Genomic DNA, 17749 nt, shown 5'->3' with positions numbered 1-17749 from the left:
TGTCAAAATCCACTTTCTTGATAGAAAAGCGTTGATAGAAGTATGAAGGTTTTACCGGATGGATGGCTCTTTTTTGTTATTCATTGTCCTTTTTTTAATAGTCACTTCGTTTTCTTAAATTTTCACTTGATATCAACAACTTAAAGAAAACAGTTGAAAGACATGATATTTAACATAGTTTGAACATGTTTACAGTCACATCCGGGAAAGAATTAGCTGTGTTACGATATATCTTATTACTCTAGAGGAGTATTAATAATGTCAACAACTTGCAAAAGAGGTGTGTAATTGAAACTTCCAACAATCCAATTCGGACATATTAAATCGAGAGTTCCTGTTATTCAAGGTGGAATGGGTGTAGGCATATCCTTAAGTGGACTAGCCGCTGCTGTAGCCAATGCAGGCGGGATCGGCACCATCTCTGGTACAGGGATCACTCCTGATGAGCTGAGAATACATATTCGCAAAACAAGAGAACTCTCTAAAGGGAATGGCTACATCGGTGTGAATGTACTATTCGCAGTGAAGGACTTTGCCGAAAAAATGAAGATTGCTTTGGAGGAAAAGGTTGACTTTATTATTTCCGGAGCCGGAATTTCTAGAGATATTTATGCTTGGGGTAAAGAATATGGTACTCCTGTCGTAACTATTGTTTCATCCGCCAAATTAGCCCGAATTTCCGAAAGACTTGGTGCCTCCGCAGTCGTTGTGGAAGGGTTCGAAGCTGGAGGCCATTTAGGTACAGACAGATCCATGTTTGATATCCTTCCTGAAGTCTTAGAGGCCGTTTCGATTCCTGTTATTGCTGCGGGTGGAATTCTAACAGGGGATGATATCGCAAAAGCCCTTCGGATCGGCGCATCTGGTGTTCAAATGGGTACCCGTTTTGTGGCTAGCCTTGAGTGTGATGCTCCCTTAGCCTTCAAGCAAAAGTACGTAGATGCTCAGCAAGGAGATACTGTCCTAATCAAGTCTACTGTGGGTCTAGAAGGTAGAGCGATTCGGAATGAATTTACGGACCGGATCAGTAATGATGCCAAATTAAAGATAGTCAAATGCTATAATTGTCTAAAGGTTTGTTCACATCGCTTCTGTACAATGGAATCCCTGCTCACTTCCCTTAGAGGAGATGTTAAGAACGGATTGGTTTTTGCTGGGTCCAGAGTTCATGAGATTAAAGAGATTTTGTCCGTACAGCAGATTATCGACAATTTAATGGATGAGTATCAAGGGGCACTGAACCCGACAACTTAAGGTTGTTATAAGATTCAAAAGCACGATTAACCACTTAAGCAAGCTTGGGATTTCCGAGCATAAGTGGTTTTTCATTTCGCTTGATACTCAAATTTAGTTATATTTAATAAGCTTTTGTGTTGTATTTAACTAAAGATTTCCGTACCTTTCTTTTTAATTGCAACAACAGCTAAATATCTTCACAGCCAAAATGCAATATGCCCAATACCCAGGATAATCGCAAAAGATGACTGGATATATGTACTCTTCAAAGCACCACTTAACAATTCGCCCTCTCCCTTTCTCATGTATTTTTATGAGTTGGTTTAATACAAAAATTCGCTGAACTATATCTTCTCTAAAAAATTCTAATATGGTCCTTGAAGCTTTCTATGTATGCCGGTTAACGGATACTACCTTGTGATTATGAGTTTACCGCTTAGCCTATAAAACTCATGATAAAGCTTCATGAGCGCCCTCTTCTCTATCCTCGAAACATAACTCCGCGAGATCCCCAGCTCTTTGGCAATCTCCCGCTGCGCCCGCTCTTCCCCACCTGTATCCAATCCAAACCGCCCAACCACAACTTCTTTTTCCCGGTCATCCAGAATATCAAGGTTACGATATATCTTACTCTTTTCGATCTTCAGATCGACTTCTTTAATGACATCATCAGCTTCGGAGCCAAGGATATCGATAAGTGTAATTTCATTACCTTCTTTGTCCGTCCCAATTGGATCATGCAGGGATACGTCTTTACGTGTTTTCTTGAGCGAACGCAGGTGCATCAGAATTTCGTTTTCAATACAACGTGCTGCAAATGTGGCTAGTTTGCTTCCTTTGTTTGGACGATAGCTCTCAATAGCTTTAATTTGACAGATAGTGCCGATGGAGATCAAATCCTCCATGTCTTCCACAGTATTATCGATTTCTTAAGGTTATGGACAACGATGTGAGGTCAAAAAAATAAACCAATTACGATCGATTCTGATTCGAATTGGTTTCCTTTTGCATATTATATTTAATTTGTAGTTTCCGATTGATTTCTTGTGTACATCCTGGTAATCCATTTAAATAACGCTTTACTTGATCAATCAACTCTAAGTGAGATATCAGAATATTCATACTTGTTAAATTGCGTCTAACAATATCCTCGGTTTCAATATGATAGCCACCGTTTTTCACACGTAGAGCAATACATTCAATATTTAGCCGAACATCTGCTAGTCCCATATAAAACACAATAATTTCAAAGCCTTGTTCCTTTGCATCCTCATCTGCCTTATAACGTTACCACCCGCTAAAGGGTTTCCACAATGAAATCTCACTTATTCCAGATACACTACCTGGCTATTCTTATGGCTTCTTTCCCAGCAGATACTTTACTCTTTTCAGGATGCCCATTAGTGATCTTGCGGCTATGCATCTGGAATCATCAGTGATTCTGCCTTATGCCATGCTCCGATATAGAATCTTCAATCTTCCACTTTCATGAAATGAAAAACATAATATTCTCCGTTAATTTTTAGCTATTCCTTTTCTTTTTGATTTCATCAAATTCACATAGAGATAAGTGAAATTCAAGGTTTTTGGTGATGCAGCCGGATGATGATACTCAATATCCTATAGATTCTTCAAACCTATCATAAATTGTAATTTATTTAACGAAATAGTTTACATATATGTTACACGAAATAATTAAAAGAGCCGTTTTTCCCTTTTTTTCAAACTCAAAATATATTAAATTCATAATATTCATTGACTGAAACAAATACTAGTGTTATATTTCCTAACATTAAATAATAAAATACATACAGGAAAAGGAGATTACGCACATGAATAAGTTCAAACGTCTACGTGAAACTAAAAGAGAGCATTCTGGTTCCACCCGATCTGAATTTTCACCAGCAAAAGAAAATTGGAGTAAAAAGCAATTTATAGCTACTTCAATTGTGTTATCTGTTATTGCTACGAGTGTAATTCCTTTCCAAACAGCTGACGCTTTAACTAGAGTTACTTCAGAAAGTGGTACAGTATGGGAGATTCACGATGTTTTTGCTCCTAGCTTAGACACAGGAAGTTTACGTACAGTTGGTGCTACACAAGTACAAGGTTTCGGCAATATCTTTGTTAAAGTGTCCTCGCCTTCAGCTCCACTGATGAATGGTCAAATGATGCGTGGGTTTGACTTGAAATATGACGGCGTTAATAAGTTTACTTCGGCTCAATCTGTAAATCTAGGAAATGTAACTGTAACACGTGAGGTGTATGTGGATACTATTCATAATCGAACGAGATTCTTTGATACTTTCACTAATAAAAATGATGTGGCAATAAAAGTTGATGTATCATTCGGTGGCTCTTTAGGATATGGTACAACAACAAATGCTTCAGTAGTTAAGGCAACCTATTCAGGCGATCTAAAGGTAACTACAGATGATTCATGGATTGTTGTAGATAGTAGCGCCAAAAACAATAAGCCGCTAGGCGTTGCAGTGGGATCTCCAAAGCCGTTTGATAATGGATTAACCGGTCTAGGTAATCAGCAACAGGATCCATTCACAATACCCTTAGCTGAGCATGGAAATGAAGCGAATTTCTATGGGTTCATTAACACATTAAATATTAGGCCGGGTGAGTCGAAGTCCCTAGTAAATTATGTACAAGTTGGAGAAGCTGGTGAAGAAGGATTAAAAAATCTGGTTGCTAGTCTAGATGGACTTAATAGTCTGCTAGACGTAACCGGATTAACAAACGCACAAATTCGTTCAATTAGCAACTGGGATATATCTGCTATAGAGGGACTTGATACTGGAGATCATCTGGTTATTCCAAATGCTCCTGCACCTAAAGAATTAGTAACTTCATCGCCGTATGATGTTAAGAATAAATCCATTGCAGAAATGCAGCAGGATATGATTAATGGCAAAACTACTTCTGTACAAATTACTCAAGCCTATTTAGATAGAATCAAGGTATACGATGAGGGACAATTGGGATTCCATGCATTCCTGCATGTATCTGAAACTGCGCTTAACCAAGCAAAAGCTGCTGACGATGCCCGTGCACAAGGTGTAAAAGGTGATTTATTGGGTATTCCAATTGCGATAAAAGATATTTATGATACAAAGGATATGCCTACTACCGGTGGCAGTAAAGCTCTTGAAGGCTGGCAGCCTGATTCTGATGCATTCCAAGTGAAAAAACTGCGGGAAGCTGGAGCTGTAATTATTGGTAAAGTAAACACTTCTGAGTTTGCTAACAGCGGAAGCTTTAGTGAAAGCGGCTGGCAGCAAACATGGAATGCACTCTATCCATCGAAAACATCTTTTGGCTCAAGCGGCGGGTCTGCAGTATCTGTTGCAGCTGATTTTGCAGCAGCAGCAATGGGATCGCAAACAGGGGTATCTCTCTATGCACCAACTACAGGCGCTAGCTTAAAAAGCTTCCGGGGTACAGACGGTATGGCAAGTACTACAGGTGTACTGCCACTCACTTGGGGACAAGATTATGCAGGTCCCATTGCTAAAACAGTAACTGACCTAGCTATTATATTGAATGCTACAACGGGTACGGACCCACAGGATATTTTCACAGTCACTGCTGATGCAGATCATAAGCGTCCAGTGGATTGGAAGGAATCTCTGGATGCTAATGCATTGAAAGGAAAGAAAATTGGATATATTCCTGCATCCTTTGTATCTGCATATGCTGATGATGATACTGGACAGGCAGTGATGGATAAGTTCTCAGAGCTTCAAGCAGCGGGGGCGACAATGGTTGAAATGTCAGCTGTACCATCAGGCCCTAGTCGTCCTTCAGGTATTAATGGATCTACTGAAGGTTGGGCACGTTATATTGAGCTTCATAAGGACTTCCCTTATATTGATGGAGCAAGTGTACTAGCTTCAGATAAAGTGCTTATCTATAATCAAAGAGGATATAGTACCCCAACTCGTATGACTGAACAGGCTGTACAAGATTACATTAAGTATAGAACTAACTATAAGGAAGTTATCAAAGGCTGGATGGACGCGAATGGTGTTGATGCTGTTGTTTATGCAGGTTTTATTAGCGACGTATATAACAATGACGCAGCAGCTTCTCAATTAAGTTCAGACCGTAACACAGGCGTATTAACCTCTACTATGGGTCTACCTACGGTAGTTGTTCCTGTAGGAACGAATGACAGCGGATATTCTATCTCTATGCAACTGGTTGGTAGAGCATGGGACGATGCAAAAGTTTTAGGCATGAGCTACGCTCTTGAGCAACAAAGTCAAGCTAGACTACTTACAACATTTGCTCCAGCACTTCAATACGTTTCAAACTCTACTAATCCTGATCCAAACACAGATAATGGACCAACCCATCCAAATACTGGAGGAGGTACAGTGACACCTCCAGCAATAACAACGCCTATAGAAACACCGTCACCTGCAGAAACAATAACACCAGCAGATAAGCCGAAAGTTGTTAGTTTTGTAGATACAATGAATCATTGGGCAAAAACAAGCATTGACGCACTAATTGCTAAGGGATTATTGACGGGATATTCCGATGGAACATTCCGCCCAAATTCAGGTTTGACTCGTGCGGAAGCCATCAAGGTAATTGCAACGCACATGGGACTTGAAGGACATGAAAGTAACTTTACAGATGTAGCTTCAACTCATTGGGCGAATAAGTTTATCGGTGCAGCAGCCGGATCAGGCTTGATGAACGGATATAGCGACGGAAGCTTCCGTCCAGATGAGAAGATTAGCCGTAGTGAATTAGCGGCACTAATCACTCGAGCCTTTAAGCTAACTGGTACTGGAAACACATCATTCAAAGATGTTACAAGAAATGCATGGTATTATGATTCCATCGACGCACTCGCATCCAATAATATTATTACAGGGTACGCAGACAGTACATTTAAGCCTGAAAAAGATATTACTAGAGCTGAGTTTGCAACTATTGTATCCAGATTACTAGAAACTAATAATTAAAATAAGTTCAATTATAAATGACAGAGTACTTGAGTAACCATGTTTACAGGAAGGGCCATCCCGAAAGGGATGGCCCTATAACTTGCCGTTACAGATGGTGCGATGAACCGTATCATAAGTAGGGCGAACCCTATCCACACAAAAAACGACTCATCCGTAGACAAGTCGTTTTTTAAGTTTTATTATTAATAGATTATTACTGTGTAATTGTCATCAGTCTTACCGCTTAGCCTTATAAAACTCATGATACAACTTCATGAGCGCCCTTTTTTCTATCCTCGAAACATAACTCCGCGAAATGCCAAGCTCCTTAGCAATCTCCCGCTGCGTCCTCTCTTCCCCGCCTGTATCCAATCCAAACCGCCCAACCACAACTTCTTTTTCCCGGTCATCCAGAATATCAAGATTACGATAAATCTTACTCTTCTCGATCTTCAAATCCACTTCTTTAATAACATCATCCGCTTCCGAACCAAGGATATCGATGAGAGTAATTTCATTACCTTCTTTGTCCGTCCCAATTGGATCATGCAGGGATACGTCTTTACGTGTTTTCTTGAGCGAACGCAGGTGCATCAGAATTTCGTTTTCAATACAACGTGCTGCAAATGTGGCTAGCTTTGTCCCTTTGTTCGGACGATAACTCTCAATAGCTTTAATCAGGCCGATGGTGCCGATGGAGATCAGATCCTCCATGTCTTCTCCGGTGTTATCGAATTTTTTGACGTTATGGACACGATATGATGTCATTTAGCTAAAGAGTTGTGACGGCAACTTCTTAGGCGATTGAGAAAAATAAAAATATTAATTCATATTACATCAAAGAAAGCCGGAGTCATGGCGAAGGCTGACATCACTTTGCTTCCCCGGCTTTTCTTTAGTAGTTATTTATTTACTATATCAAGGAATAGCGAGATGACCTGAGCACTTTCTGCACGGTTTACATTTTCATGCGGCATGAATAATTGGTTCCCACGTCCGTTGATTAGGCCAAGCTCCTGTACGGCAGCGACTGCATTTGCAGCCCAGACGCTGATCGTATCGGCATCCTTAAAATTACTCAAGCGGTTAATTGCAACATTCTGTCCTGTATGAAACAGATACGCTTTGTAAATCATTGCCGCCATTTCTTCACGGCTTATGGTTTCCTCTGGCGCAAAAGTATCTATACTTCTTCCGGTAACAATTCCTGCTTCATATGCAGCAGCGATGGAAGAAGCGTACCATTTCGTGGATTTCACATCCTTGAATGTAGCTGTACCCGATGCTTTTATTCCGAGTGCACGAGTGATCAAGGTAGAGAATTCAGCTCTACTCACATTTTGCTTCGGTGCAAATAAAGTCTCACTTACACCTAAAACAATTTGCTTCGCAGCCATCCTTTTAATTACATCACTGGCCCAGTAAGAGGCATTAACATCTTCAAACGATTTGTCGTAAGTAAGAACGGCAAAATTACTGAAGTGGCTCACATTCGCCGTCCATTGATCGCCTGAGAAGATTCCACCCAAAAATTCTAGTCTGTCGTCATCAGTGATGTAATAAATACTCGTCAGATCCTGGCGAGAATTCTTCTTTGCTTTCATCTTAATGGTGACAGGCTTTGACAATTTTTCAAGCGTAAACACCGTTCCATCGGCCTTAACAATAGATAATTTAAAACCGTAGATCTCTCCGGTTAAAGAAATGTTTGCGTGATTCTTGCGTCCAGCTCGTTCGAGCAGTTCTTTGCTTTGCTCTGAAGATAAAGCTTTCATTTCATAAGAAATTTTCGCCTGTTCAAGCTCTTTGGCTGTAACTAGTGCCTGTAATTCCTTTAAAATCTCTGCGGAAACTTCAATTTCCACATCTGCGTTTTTAACCTTAAGAGCATTCTTGCCGTCATTTGCTGCCAAGGTTACCGGAAAGAGCACCTTCCATTCTCCCTTTGCCAACTCGAATGACAAGCTGCGCTGACTATCCGGTTTGCTTGCAGGAATCACAGGTTGACTTGGAGGATCGATTGGATTCGTTGGATTCGTTGGATTCGTTGGATTCGTTGGATTCGTTGGATTCGTCGGATTCGTCGGATTCGTCGGATTCGTCGGATTCTGCATCTTAACCGGCACATTAAAATCATCAACATTAATATGTCCGAAGCCGCCTGTAGATTGGTCAACCACCTTGATATAAAGCTCCTGACCAATATACTGTGATGCATCCCAGATCTTCCGTTGATACTCTTCATAATTAGTTGCAGTTTCTTTAAATAGTTCTTTTCCGTCTGATGCCCGGACCAGCGCAACATACAGTTTATCGATATCACGCCCTCCGCTGACTAAGAAGTTGATCTTTCCATTCCCGCCAAGAATAAAATTCTGCGATTTCAGCGTTCCAGTTAAGCTTTCACCGCCAGCTTGCTCGTTGAAGCCCCACAAATGATAGCCGCCTGGAATTTTATGCGACGGATTGAAGTAGATCGTTTCCCAGAAAAATTGGGCATCGGTCACATGAACATCCTGGAAAGCGTCTCCTTCTGCAGTCCAGCCTGTTAAATCGCCTGTGGCAAAGTCATGGTTAGTCAGTTCCGTAATATCGGTATACACGGAGTTATCCCAATTGTCAGGTACATCGACCGGAGCAGCCAGTTCACCCGTCAAGGCATTCATATTCCATACTTCCATCGACTTGACCGTAATATTGTTGTCGGCCCAGACCTGCAACCCCAAGGAATCGTATCTTCCTACGTAGACACGTGTGGTCAGTTTTTTCTTGTTATTAGCAAAGGCTTCGACCACTGAACGGTCCAGGAAGATATGCAGCTTCAGGTTCTCTCCGTCCAGATCCACATATCCGCCTTGGATGCCATCCACGCGAACATCCGGATCAATGCTGCTCTTAGTCCGGTCCACATTGAAGGTCCCGTCCGTCTTATCATAGTAAATCAGTGTTTCCTCCTGGCCGTCATCGGAGCGTCGCACCTTAAGACCGAATTTCTGGGCTTCACCAGGATTAATTTCCATCACAATCTCCAGCATGTCACCTTTGACATTCTGGATCAATTGATTGGCAGTCTGCAAATTTTTGTCTGCAAAATCAACCAATTTAGCGCCTCGTAAACTCTGCAATTCTTGAATCGGCTCAATGCGTAATTCATCATGATCATCCAGGCTTAGGGATATCGGCAGAGCCAGATTATGAGCCCATCCAGCTTGATATTCAGCTTGAGGCGTTCTTACATTCTGCACCATGGAATAAACAACCGTTCTTCCGTCGGGGGTGACCATACCGCTCTCTGCAGTTAAGTAGCCGTCACCTACATCAATTTTGGAAGGTGCGTTCTGATCAGGTATAAATTTATAGTTATCCCGGTCCCAGGTTCCAATCCAGTAAAAGACTTCAACATCTCTTTGTACATCGTTTGTCGGCGGTACTTGCTCTGGCTTTTCATGTGGATTGATCATGAAGATATACTTTTGTTTGCCCAAGCTATCCTTGCCTAACGGTAGGAGTACCGGCAGTTCCCATACCGTGCCTAATTCCGGGTATAAGCTTCTGTCACTTACGTATAAAGGTCCTTTATACTCCCAGTTGTACATATCGTCAGATACATATACCAAAGCTGTACCACTGCTAAAGTCTTTAAGACCGGATGTTACAAGCTGATACCATTTGTCCGTTTCTTTGTCATACCAAACAAACGGGTCCCTGAACTCGTTATGAATACCGTTTCCGTTCTGCTCAGTTACAGGTTCAGGATATTTCTCCCACTTTTCCAAGTTAGGGTCTGACAAATCAGCTGGAGTTGCCAGCCCCGTTCTTTGATTCGGCGACAAAGAATCGTTACCGGCGGTATAGAAAAGAACAGGGTTTCCGTTACGATCATATGCTGCACTGCCTGACCAAGCACCATCCGGATCAAGGATACCCGCTTCTGGCGCAAGCGCAGGTCTCACATTTTCCCAATGCACCATATCATCACTCACCCAATGTCCCCAATGAATTTGATGCCAGTATGGGCCTTGCGGATTATGCTGATAAAATAAATGATATTGACCGTTATAATAAATCGGTGCGTGAGCCTCATTCATCCAGTTTTGCGGAGGCATTGCATGATATTGCGGACGGTGCTGATCACCCTCAAACACACTAGGGTCCTCATCAATATCCTCATTCGGAATTAACGGAACTGTGCCACCGTGAAGCGTCTTTACACTCTCATATTCAGTAAGGATTTCTTGTCCTGTGAGTGCTTTATTCTGCAGTTTAACTTCATCAATAAGTCCACTGAACATATTGTAAGAAAACAGACCTGCCAGCTCTACTGGTTTATTATTTTTTCCGATAACCAGACTCGCTGTAGATGATGTGATTGGAACATTGAGGGGGGTTGCCTGAGAAGCTACTTCTTCACCGTTTAGGTACAATTTAATCTGTCCAACCTTCTTGTCGAAGGTAGCAGCTATATAATTCCATTTGTATTTCTCGAGCGGATGATCATTAACCCATACCTGAATCCACTGGCCACCAATCCCTACCTGCATGGACCACGTGCCGTGCCGGTACATCCCAAGGGAGAAGCCTTCAGCCTTATCCTGATCAGACTGATTCACAATTGCAGACAGCTTATTGCCGTCTCCCCATTCATAGCTGCGAGGAGCAACCCAAGCTTCGATCGTTAGCGCATCGCTTACTGGAATCGTATCCTTTGGATTGACTTCAATATAATTTGAGTATCCATCAAACAGAAGTGCACCACCTTTTACACCGCGCTGAGTCCATCTCGGATCCTTGGAAGACATATATCTTGCATTGTTAAACACATAATTCACATCATGTTGAAGATTTTGCATTTCTTCAAGCGCTTTCTTTCCGACACCTTCATTGAATTTCATAACAAAAATGTTACCCGTACCGTTGGCTTGAAAAGCATCAACGGAGATACTTGCCTGATCAGATTGATCGACAACCTTGATATAAAGCCCCTTATTATAATATTTTTGCATTTCCCAAGAAATAATCTTATTGGAACCGACAGCCCCAGTTTTTGCAAGTTGGGCGTTGGTGGTAGCATCATATAGCGCGACATAGGCATCCTCCGGATGAACGATATCTATAACGGTGAAAGTTATCGTCCCATTCCCTTGAAGTGTGAAGGCACTGGAAGTTAATGAGCCCTCCCCTTCCTTGCTAGACTTGGCATAGAAGCTGCCTTCTTTACCAGAACCACCTTCATCGGTCACTTGAAAAGCATCTCCCTCAACCGTCCACCCCTCAAAGTTTCCGGTCTCAAAGCCGCGATTCGCAATTTCGGTTGGGATAATGTTATCGGCCATAATACCCTCTTCTGGTACAATTTCATTGAAGGTGTTGAAGGCGTCCGCAAAAATCACCCCCCAATCCGATAGCGCATGATCGACGACCTCTATATATAGCCTCTTACCGATATACTTGGACAGGTCGGCTTTATACTGCTCCATATTCGCGAGTCTCAAGCCCTGTGCAGGATCAGGGAAACCAGAATCGTTAAATTCGCTGTTTCCATATCTGGCAATCAAGTTTCCCGTATCCGCATCACTGATGCTGATAAATGCCTGATCTGTATGCTTGCCTCCGCCTAGCCTAAAGGTTATCCAGCCGGTTCCTCCTAACTCAAATGTGCTGGAACGAAGCACTCCTGTCGCCGCTTCGTTGTATTTCCAGCCATTTAGATGGTAAGCGCCTTCCTGGTTATACGGAATTTGTTCCGCCCACCAGGTACTTTCATCTGATATGCTGTCTGGCCCAAACGCCTCGCCATCCACAACGGTCCACCCGTTCAGATCCCCAGTTTCAAAGCTTGGATTCTCGATTTGATATCGGTGGAAATCCGGTTTGATATCGGTGGCATTGATGCCTTGGGCAGGTTCGGATTCATGATACATAAAGAAAGCATCTGCAAAAATCAATCCCCAGTCCGAGGTCGCATTATCTACGATCTCCACATACAGCTTCTTACCTAAATAATTGGATAGATTCGCCTTGTACTGCTCCATATTGGCAAGCCGCATACCCTGAGCGGGATTCGGAAAACCTACGTCTGCAAATACTTTATTGCCATATCTAGCAATCACTTGACCTGTATCCGCTTCCACGATATTTATATACACTTTGTCAGGATTTTTTGCGCCGCCAAGCTTAAAACTTATCCAGCCGCTGCCGCCCAGCTCAAAAGTGCTGGACCGGAGCACTCCTGTAGTAGCCTCGTCATACTTCCAACCATTTAGATGATAACCGCCTTCTTGATTATATGGGATTTGTTCTGCCCACCAGGTGGTCTCGTCCGATACGCTGTTCTCACCAAACGCTTGACCTCTGACAACTGTCCAGCCTGACATATCCCCATTTTCAAATCCCGGGTTCTGAATTTGATAGACTGCATCCGTAACGGACGATTCTATGTTTGCTTTTGAAATAGTTTCTTCTACCACAGTAGGACCTGGCTCAGCTGCAGCCGAGATACTAGGAGCAACAAGCTGAAGTGCCATAACCCCTATCAGCAACCTGTATATCCAAGGTTTTCTGTCTTTAACTTCTCTCATTCAAAAACCTCCTTCATAATTTTTTATTCATGCCGCTTCGATACCTATTTTCGCGATGTTCCCTTGTGCAAGGATGAATAGTCAATGATGATGAAGGGAGAGGAATTAATTAAAGCGCTTTCAGTCAGAGGATTGCAAATCTTATTAATCATTCATTCTTTGAGCCAAATGACAAGAAGCGCCAAGGCGCTTCTGTTACCATATGGATTGCATCTCCCATATTTCTAAATTTTTGACAAAGGGTTCTCCATCTCCCCATATCTCTAACCCCAAAGCATCCTTACGGCTTGGATACACCCGGGTCGTCAGGCTTTTCAACCCGTTGGCATAGGCCTCGACCATGGAGCGGTCTAAATAGATGTGTAGCTTCAGATTCTCTCCTTGCAGCTCCAGCTTACCACCTTGAATTCCGCTACACTTTTCACCAGGGTGCAGTGTCGTTTTCGTACGGTCTACTAAGAGATTGGCTTCATTAAAATCATAATACAGAAGTGTTTCTTCTTCTCTATCCGGTGTACACCGAACTTTGATTCCTAGTTGTGTAGCATTGCAGGGTTCTAGCTCCACTTGAATCTCAAGCATGTCCCCTTGGATATCACTTAGTGATAGATTAGCTTCAGCCAAAGACTTATCCCGAATCGACAGCAGTTTCGTACCTCGCAGGGACTGAAGTTCCTGAATCGGCTCAATTCCCAGTCGTCCGTCTTCCCTCAGATAGACACTTAGAGGCAAACCACCATTATGAGCCCAACCCGATTGATATTCGAGTTCAGCCGTCCGGTCGCCTTGAGCTATGGTAAATATGATCTTTCGTCCAGTCTTCGGATCCACCATTCCACTCGGGCCGGTAAAATGGAAATCACCTACGTCAATCAGTTCCGGCTCCTCTTGATCTGGAATAAATGAAAGATTGAGTTTATCGAGCTGCCCAATCCAATAGAATACCTCGACATCTGCTCCCTTTCCTACTGGACTGACCAATAGGATATGTTTATGTTGGCCCGCTTTGTCTGTTCCCAGAGGGAGAAGCACAGGAAGCTCCCAAATAGGTCCAAGATAAGGGAACTTTTGAATATCCGCTTGAAAGAATGGCCCTTTATACGTCCAGTTCAGCATATCGGGTGACGCAAACCCTAGCGCTGCTCCACCTTCACCTTCGATCCCCGACCCGACCAGTGCAAACCAGCTGTCACCTTCCTTCCAGACAAAAGGATCACGAAAATCTCCGAATGCACCCATGCCCTTCTTCTGTACAATGAGCGGCTCCGGATGTTTGACCCACTGAATCAGATCCGGGTCTTTATCCTGAGAATAAGTGCTCCGGGCAAGAGCAACACTCTGATTTGGTGAAGCACAGTCATTTCCCGCTGTAAAGAATAAGACAGGCAATCCGTCTGCATCATAAGTAGCGCTTCCCGACCAGATTCCGTCCGGTGCCAGCTGATCTTTTTCAGGTGCCAGGGCTACGGGAAGATCACGCCAATGGACCAAATCCTCACTCACCCAATGGCCCCAATGAATATGATAAAAGAATGGTCCTAACGGGTTATGCTGGTAGAACAGATGATACTGGCCCTCAAAATAGATCGGCGCATGAGGTTCATTCATCCAATGTGCGGGTGGAGTAACATGGTACTGCGGTCTGTGTCGATCTCTCAGCAGAGGTGTCCGGTCCAGCTTGATTTCGTCAACATGCAGTTGTGGCTTGACGCCTCCGTGCGTAGAATCTAGCACATGCTGATAAGAAGCGGCTACTTCCTCAGCACTTAAGGCCCGGTTATAAATCTTCAAATCATCAATAATCCCACTGAACATCTGAAGGCTGAACACTTCGATCAGCAAGCTACTGTGATTATTCTTGCCAATGAGTAGATCCGTCTCTGCTGCCTCAGCGAGACGGGAACCGCTCGGCACGTCAGTCGAGGCGATTTCAGTGCCGTTGAGAAACAGTTTAATTTTCCCTTGGGTTCCATCAAATACAGCGTTCACGTATGACCATTCATTCTTGGGCAATTCATAGCCTTCAGGAGACCAAAGCTCCTGCCAGGTTCCTCCTTCTAGCCCAATCTGGAAGGACCAAGAGCCGTGCCGGAACATACCTAGCAGATAACCCTGCTTGCGGTCCATATTGTGACGGTTTACAATAGCAGTCAGCTTACCTTCATGACCTAAGTCATAGGAACGCGGTGCCACCCATACCCCAATACTTAGTGCTGACAAGAATTTTTGATCACAGTTTGTGTCTTCTTCTTTAAAAGAATGGGTAATAGAAGTAGAGTAACCATCGAACAGAAGTCCGCTTCCCATTACGCCCTCTCTCCACTGCGGACCCATCCGTTTGGTAAATTCCGCTTGATTAAATACGGACTCAATATCATCACGGATCTTGGATACACTCTCCAGAGCACTTGCTCCGGTGCCTTCATCAAAGGCCCAGTGCATCATCAGTCCTTGTTCGCTGTTTATGAGACGCATGCAGCATTCCTCCCTTATTTCTGTTCTGAGACAGCATCCGGTATATGAATGGATTTAAGCGTATGGATCTGCAGCGAATCCAATACAACTTGCCCAGATGGAGTACTTACTTCAACTCTATCCATTGGAGCATCAGGGAAGATTTGATCTGTCAATGTAACCAAGCCATGATCTGCATACACTTCAACCGCATTGCGATCCAGCCAGATTTGTAGCTTGATCTTCCCGCCATTCGAGACTAATCTTGCACCATGCTTGTTTTCGAATGTAGGATGGAAATCAGTCACACCTGATTTCGAACGGTCGATGAACAGCCATTGCTGAACAGGATCATATCCGATAACAAGCTCACTCAACCCAGAGGATTTCAGCACTATATGAACCTCTTCACCGAACCGGATATCGATATCTGCTTCAATTTCCAGCAGATCCTCATTCATTTTCTGCAGGAAAGGGGATGCAGGAGTAACGGTGATTCCATTCCAAACCATTGATTCTTTACGCAGCTGCTCTATTTCCCGGACAGGCATCTGGGTAAGCACGACACTTCCGTCCTTGCTGGTCAGGGACAAGGTGCGGGGGAGGGTCATAGCCCCCCTCCAGGAACCGGTAGGCGTCTCATTTGCATACTTCCAGTTACTCATCCATCCAATGATTACGCGACGTCCATCCTGTTCAGGAATATCTGACCAGGTAACTCCCGCATAGTTGTCTCTACCATAATCCAGCCACAGGATATGATCGGACGGATTGTCATTAATGAACGTCTTTCCATCGAACTCTCCTATGAAATATTGCGTACGCGAGCCTTCTGGACAATTGGGATTATCACCGATGCTGATGATAAGAACCCATTTGGATCGCCCGGTGTCATCCACCGGTAGCTGAAACAAATCTGGACATTCCCAAACGCCGTCATGTGAGCCTTCTTCTCTGCCGAATTTACCAGTCAGTGACCATTCACGCAAATTGTCGGATGCATAGAAACGTACATGGTCTCCCGCGACAATAGCCATAATCCACCGCTTACTTTGGGCATGCCAGAAAACCTTCGGATCCCGGAAGTCTATCAAATCATTCTCGGCGAGCACCGGATTCCCGTTATACTTTTGCCAGGTTTGGCCTTTATCACTGCTGTAAGCCAGGCTCTGACGCTGGCGCGGTTGCCCCGTCTCCGGATGGATATCCGCATGCGTAAAGATTGCGACGAGTCCATGGGAATCTTTGAATAAACCACTGCTATTATTCCAGTCAACTACACAGCAGCCGGAGAATATTGCCCCATGCTCATCTGGGAACAATGCAATCGGCGCATGCTGCCAGTGAATCAGGTCTTCACTTATAGCATGGCCCCAATGCATCGGACCCCATTTATTACTGTAAGGATGATATTGATAGAAAAGATGATAGCTTCCCTCATAATAGACTAATCCGTTCGGATCATTCGCCCAGCTCGTGGGAGGTGAGAAATGAAACCCCGGTCTGAAACGATCGGCATTAAACTGTGTATTGGACTCAGACTCAATGATCTGGTTAATCTCTTCTATTGTTGGCATAGACCCAAGAGCCCCTTTCCGTGTTGTAACTAACGCTCCACCGGCATTGGCAAAGGTCAGCATGTTGCTCATTTGCTGGCTGGTTAGATCATGCAAAGAACTTCTGTTTTCCAGGATCTTATATAACAGACATCCTAGAAAAGCGTCGCCGGCACCTGTCGTGTCGATGGTTTTGACCTTAAACCCCGGTACATATCCATCATGATCAGCTACACGGTAATAGCAGCCCTTTTCCGCTAAAGTCACGACAATTAACGCGACTTCAAATTGTTGCTGGAGCTCCAGCGTGCCTTTTTCAACGTCGCTGGTACCAGTTATAAAAGAAAGCTCTTCTTCCGAAATTTTCAGGATATCGGCATAATTCATGCCCCAATAAATATTTTGCCTGGCTTCCTCTTTACTCTCCCATAATGCAAACCGGATATTCGGATCGAACGAGAGCAAAACTCCTGCCTCTTTGGCTTTGAGAACTGCTGTCCTTGTTGCGGTACGGGATGGTTCATGGGTCATGGACAATGAGCCAAAATGCAGAGTCTTGCAGGTTTCAATCCGGCTCAGCGGGATATCCTTCGAGTGCAGGAAGGTATCTGCTCCCGGCTTTCGGAAGAAGCTGAACGTTCTATCTCCCTGGTCATCCAGATGGACAAAAGCCAGTGTTGTATTCGCTTCATTTGTGAAAGATACTTCAGATATATCAACACCACTGCTTAGCAGTGTTCGGTGCAGTATGGAACCGAATTGATCCTCACCGACCTTACTTATCAATGCTGTTCGGGATCCTAATCGGGATAGTGCAGCGGCTACGTTAGCGGGAGCTCCTCCCGGATTGCATTCAAACTGCTCATTCCCCCCAGCTGAACGCCCTGCCGGAGTAAAGTCTATCAATAGTTCTCCTATGGCGATAACATCAAGCACAGTTTCTCTCCACCTA

General features: G+C 43.7%; 7 protein-coding genes and 1 pseudogene. 2 read left to right on the top strand and 6 right to left on the bottom strand.

The window, feature by feature from the left end; all coding sequences use genetic code 11:
* Positions 1-288 precede the first annotated feature (288 nt).
* Complete coding sequence (locus tag MKZ16_RS07240; protein ID WP_076104760.1) at positions 289-1254, top strand: nitronate monooxygenase; 966 nt, start codon at positions 289-291, stop codon at positions 1252-1254.
* Between the two features lie 392 nt (positions 1255-1646).
* Here the strand turns inward: MKZ16_RS07240 and sigK (MKZ16_RS07235) are convergent.
* Both sigK (MKZ16_RS07235) and MKZ16_RS07230 read right to left on the bottom strand, forming a co-directional pair.
* Positions 1647-2159, bottom strand: a pseudogene (sigK, locus tag MKZ16_RS07235) (RNA polymerase sporulation sigma factor SigK); the annotation flags it as partial.
* 49 nt (positions 2160-2208) lie between these two features.
* Positions 2209-2466 carry a hypothetical protein gene (locus tag MKZ16_RS07230; RefSeq protein ID WP_076287131.1) on the bottom strand — a complete coding sequence of 86 codons (258 nt, stop codon included), beginning with the start codon at positions 2464-2466 and terminating at the stop codon, positions 2209-2211.
* Positions 2467-3068: 602 nt separating this feature from the next.
* On the opposite strand from MKZ16_RS07230, the gene MKZ16_RS07225 reads away from it, so the two are divergent.
* Complete coding sequence (locus MKZ16_RS07225) at positions 3069-6227, top strand: amidase family protein (RefSeq protein WP_081393473.1); 3159 nt, start codon at positions 3069-3071, stop codon at positions 6225-6227.
* A gap of 219 nt (positions 6228-6446) precedes the next feature.
* Here MKZ16_RS07225 and sigK (MKZ16_RS07220) read toward each other — a convergent pair whose 3' ends face one another.
* The 4 genes from sigK (MKZ16_RS07220) to MKZ16_RS07205 all read right to left on the bottom strand — a co-directional run bounded on the left by sigK (MKZ16_RS07220) (position 6447) and on the right by MKZ16_RS07205 (position 17733).
* A complete protein-coding gene (gene sigK / locus MKZ16_RS07220) occupies positions 6447-6977 on the bottom strand; it encodes an RNA polymerase sporulation sigma factor SigK (RefSeq protein ID WP_076107143.1) in 531 nt (176 codons plus the stop codon).
* Positions 6978-7111: 134 nt separating this feature from the next.
* Positions 7112-12787 carry a GH32 C-terminal domain-containing protein gene (locus MKZ16_RS07215; protein ID WP_081393474.1) on the bottom strand — a complete coding sequence of 1892 codons (5676 nt, stop codon included), beginning with the start codon at positions 12785-12787 and terminating at the stop codon, positions 7112-7114.
* Between the two features lie 195 nt (positions 12788-12982).
* Positions 12983-15262 (bottom strand): GH32 C-terminal domain-containing protein, encoded by a 2280-nt coding sequence (locus MKZ16_RS07210; protein WP_076107145.1) that lies wholly within the window; start codon positions 15260-15262, stop codon positions 12983-12985.
* 14 nt (positions 15263-15276) lie between these two features.
* The gene (locus MKZ16_RS07205) at positions 15277-17733 is read right to left on the bottom strand and encodes a PfkB family carbohydrate kinase (RefSeq protein ID WP_076107147.1); all 2457 of its coding nucleotides are present in this window, start codon (positions 17731-17733) and stop codon (positions 15277-15279) included.
* Positions 17734-17749 lie beyond the last annotated feature (16 nt).

Origin of the sequence: Paenibacillus sp. FSL R5-0928 (assembly GCF_037970385.1) — a bacterium.
GTDB classification, from domain to species: Bacteria; Bacillota; Bacilli; order Paenibacillales; family Paenibacillaceae; genus Paenibacillus_AQ; species Paenibacillus_AQ odorifer.
Note: the sequence above shows the minus strand (reverse complement) of the source record. Positions and strands in the feature narration are given on the sequence as shown.

Coding starts and splice junctions, on each gene's coding strand:
- MKZ16_RS07210 (WP_076107145.1), bottom strand. CDS start 15,262: ATGCGTCTCATAAACAGCGAACAAGGACTGATGATGCACTGGGCCTTT.
- MKZ16_RS07225 (WP_081393473.1), top strand. CDS start 3,069: ATGAATAAGTTCAAACGTCTACGTGAAACTAAAAGAGAGCATTCTGGT.
- sigK (WP_076107143.1), bottom strand. CDS start 6,977: ATGACATCATATCGTGTCCATAACGTCAAAAAATTCGATAACACCGGA.
- MKZ16_RS07215 (WP_081393474.1), bottom strand. CDS start 12,787: ATGAGAGAAGTTAAAGACAGAAAACCTTGGATATACAGGTTGCTGATA.
- MKZ16_RS07230 (WP_076287131.1), bottom strand. CDS start 2,466: ATGGGACTAGCAGATGTTCGGCTAAATATTGAATGTATTGCTCTACGT.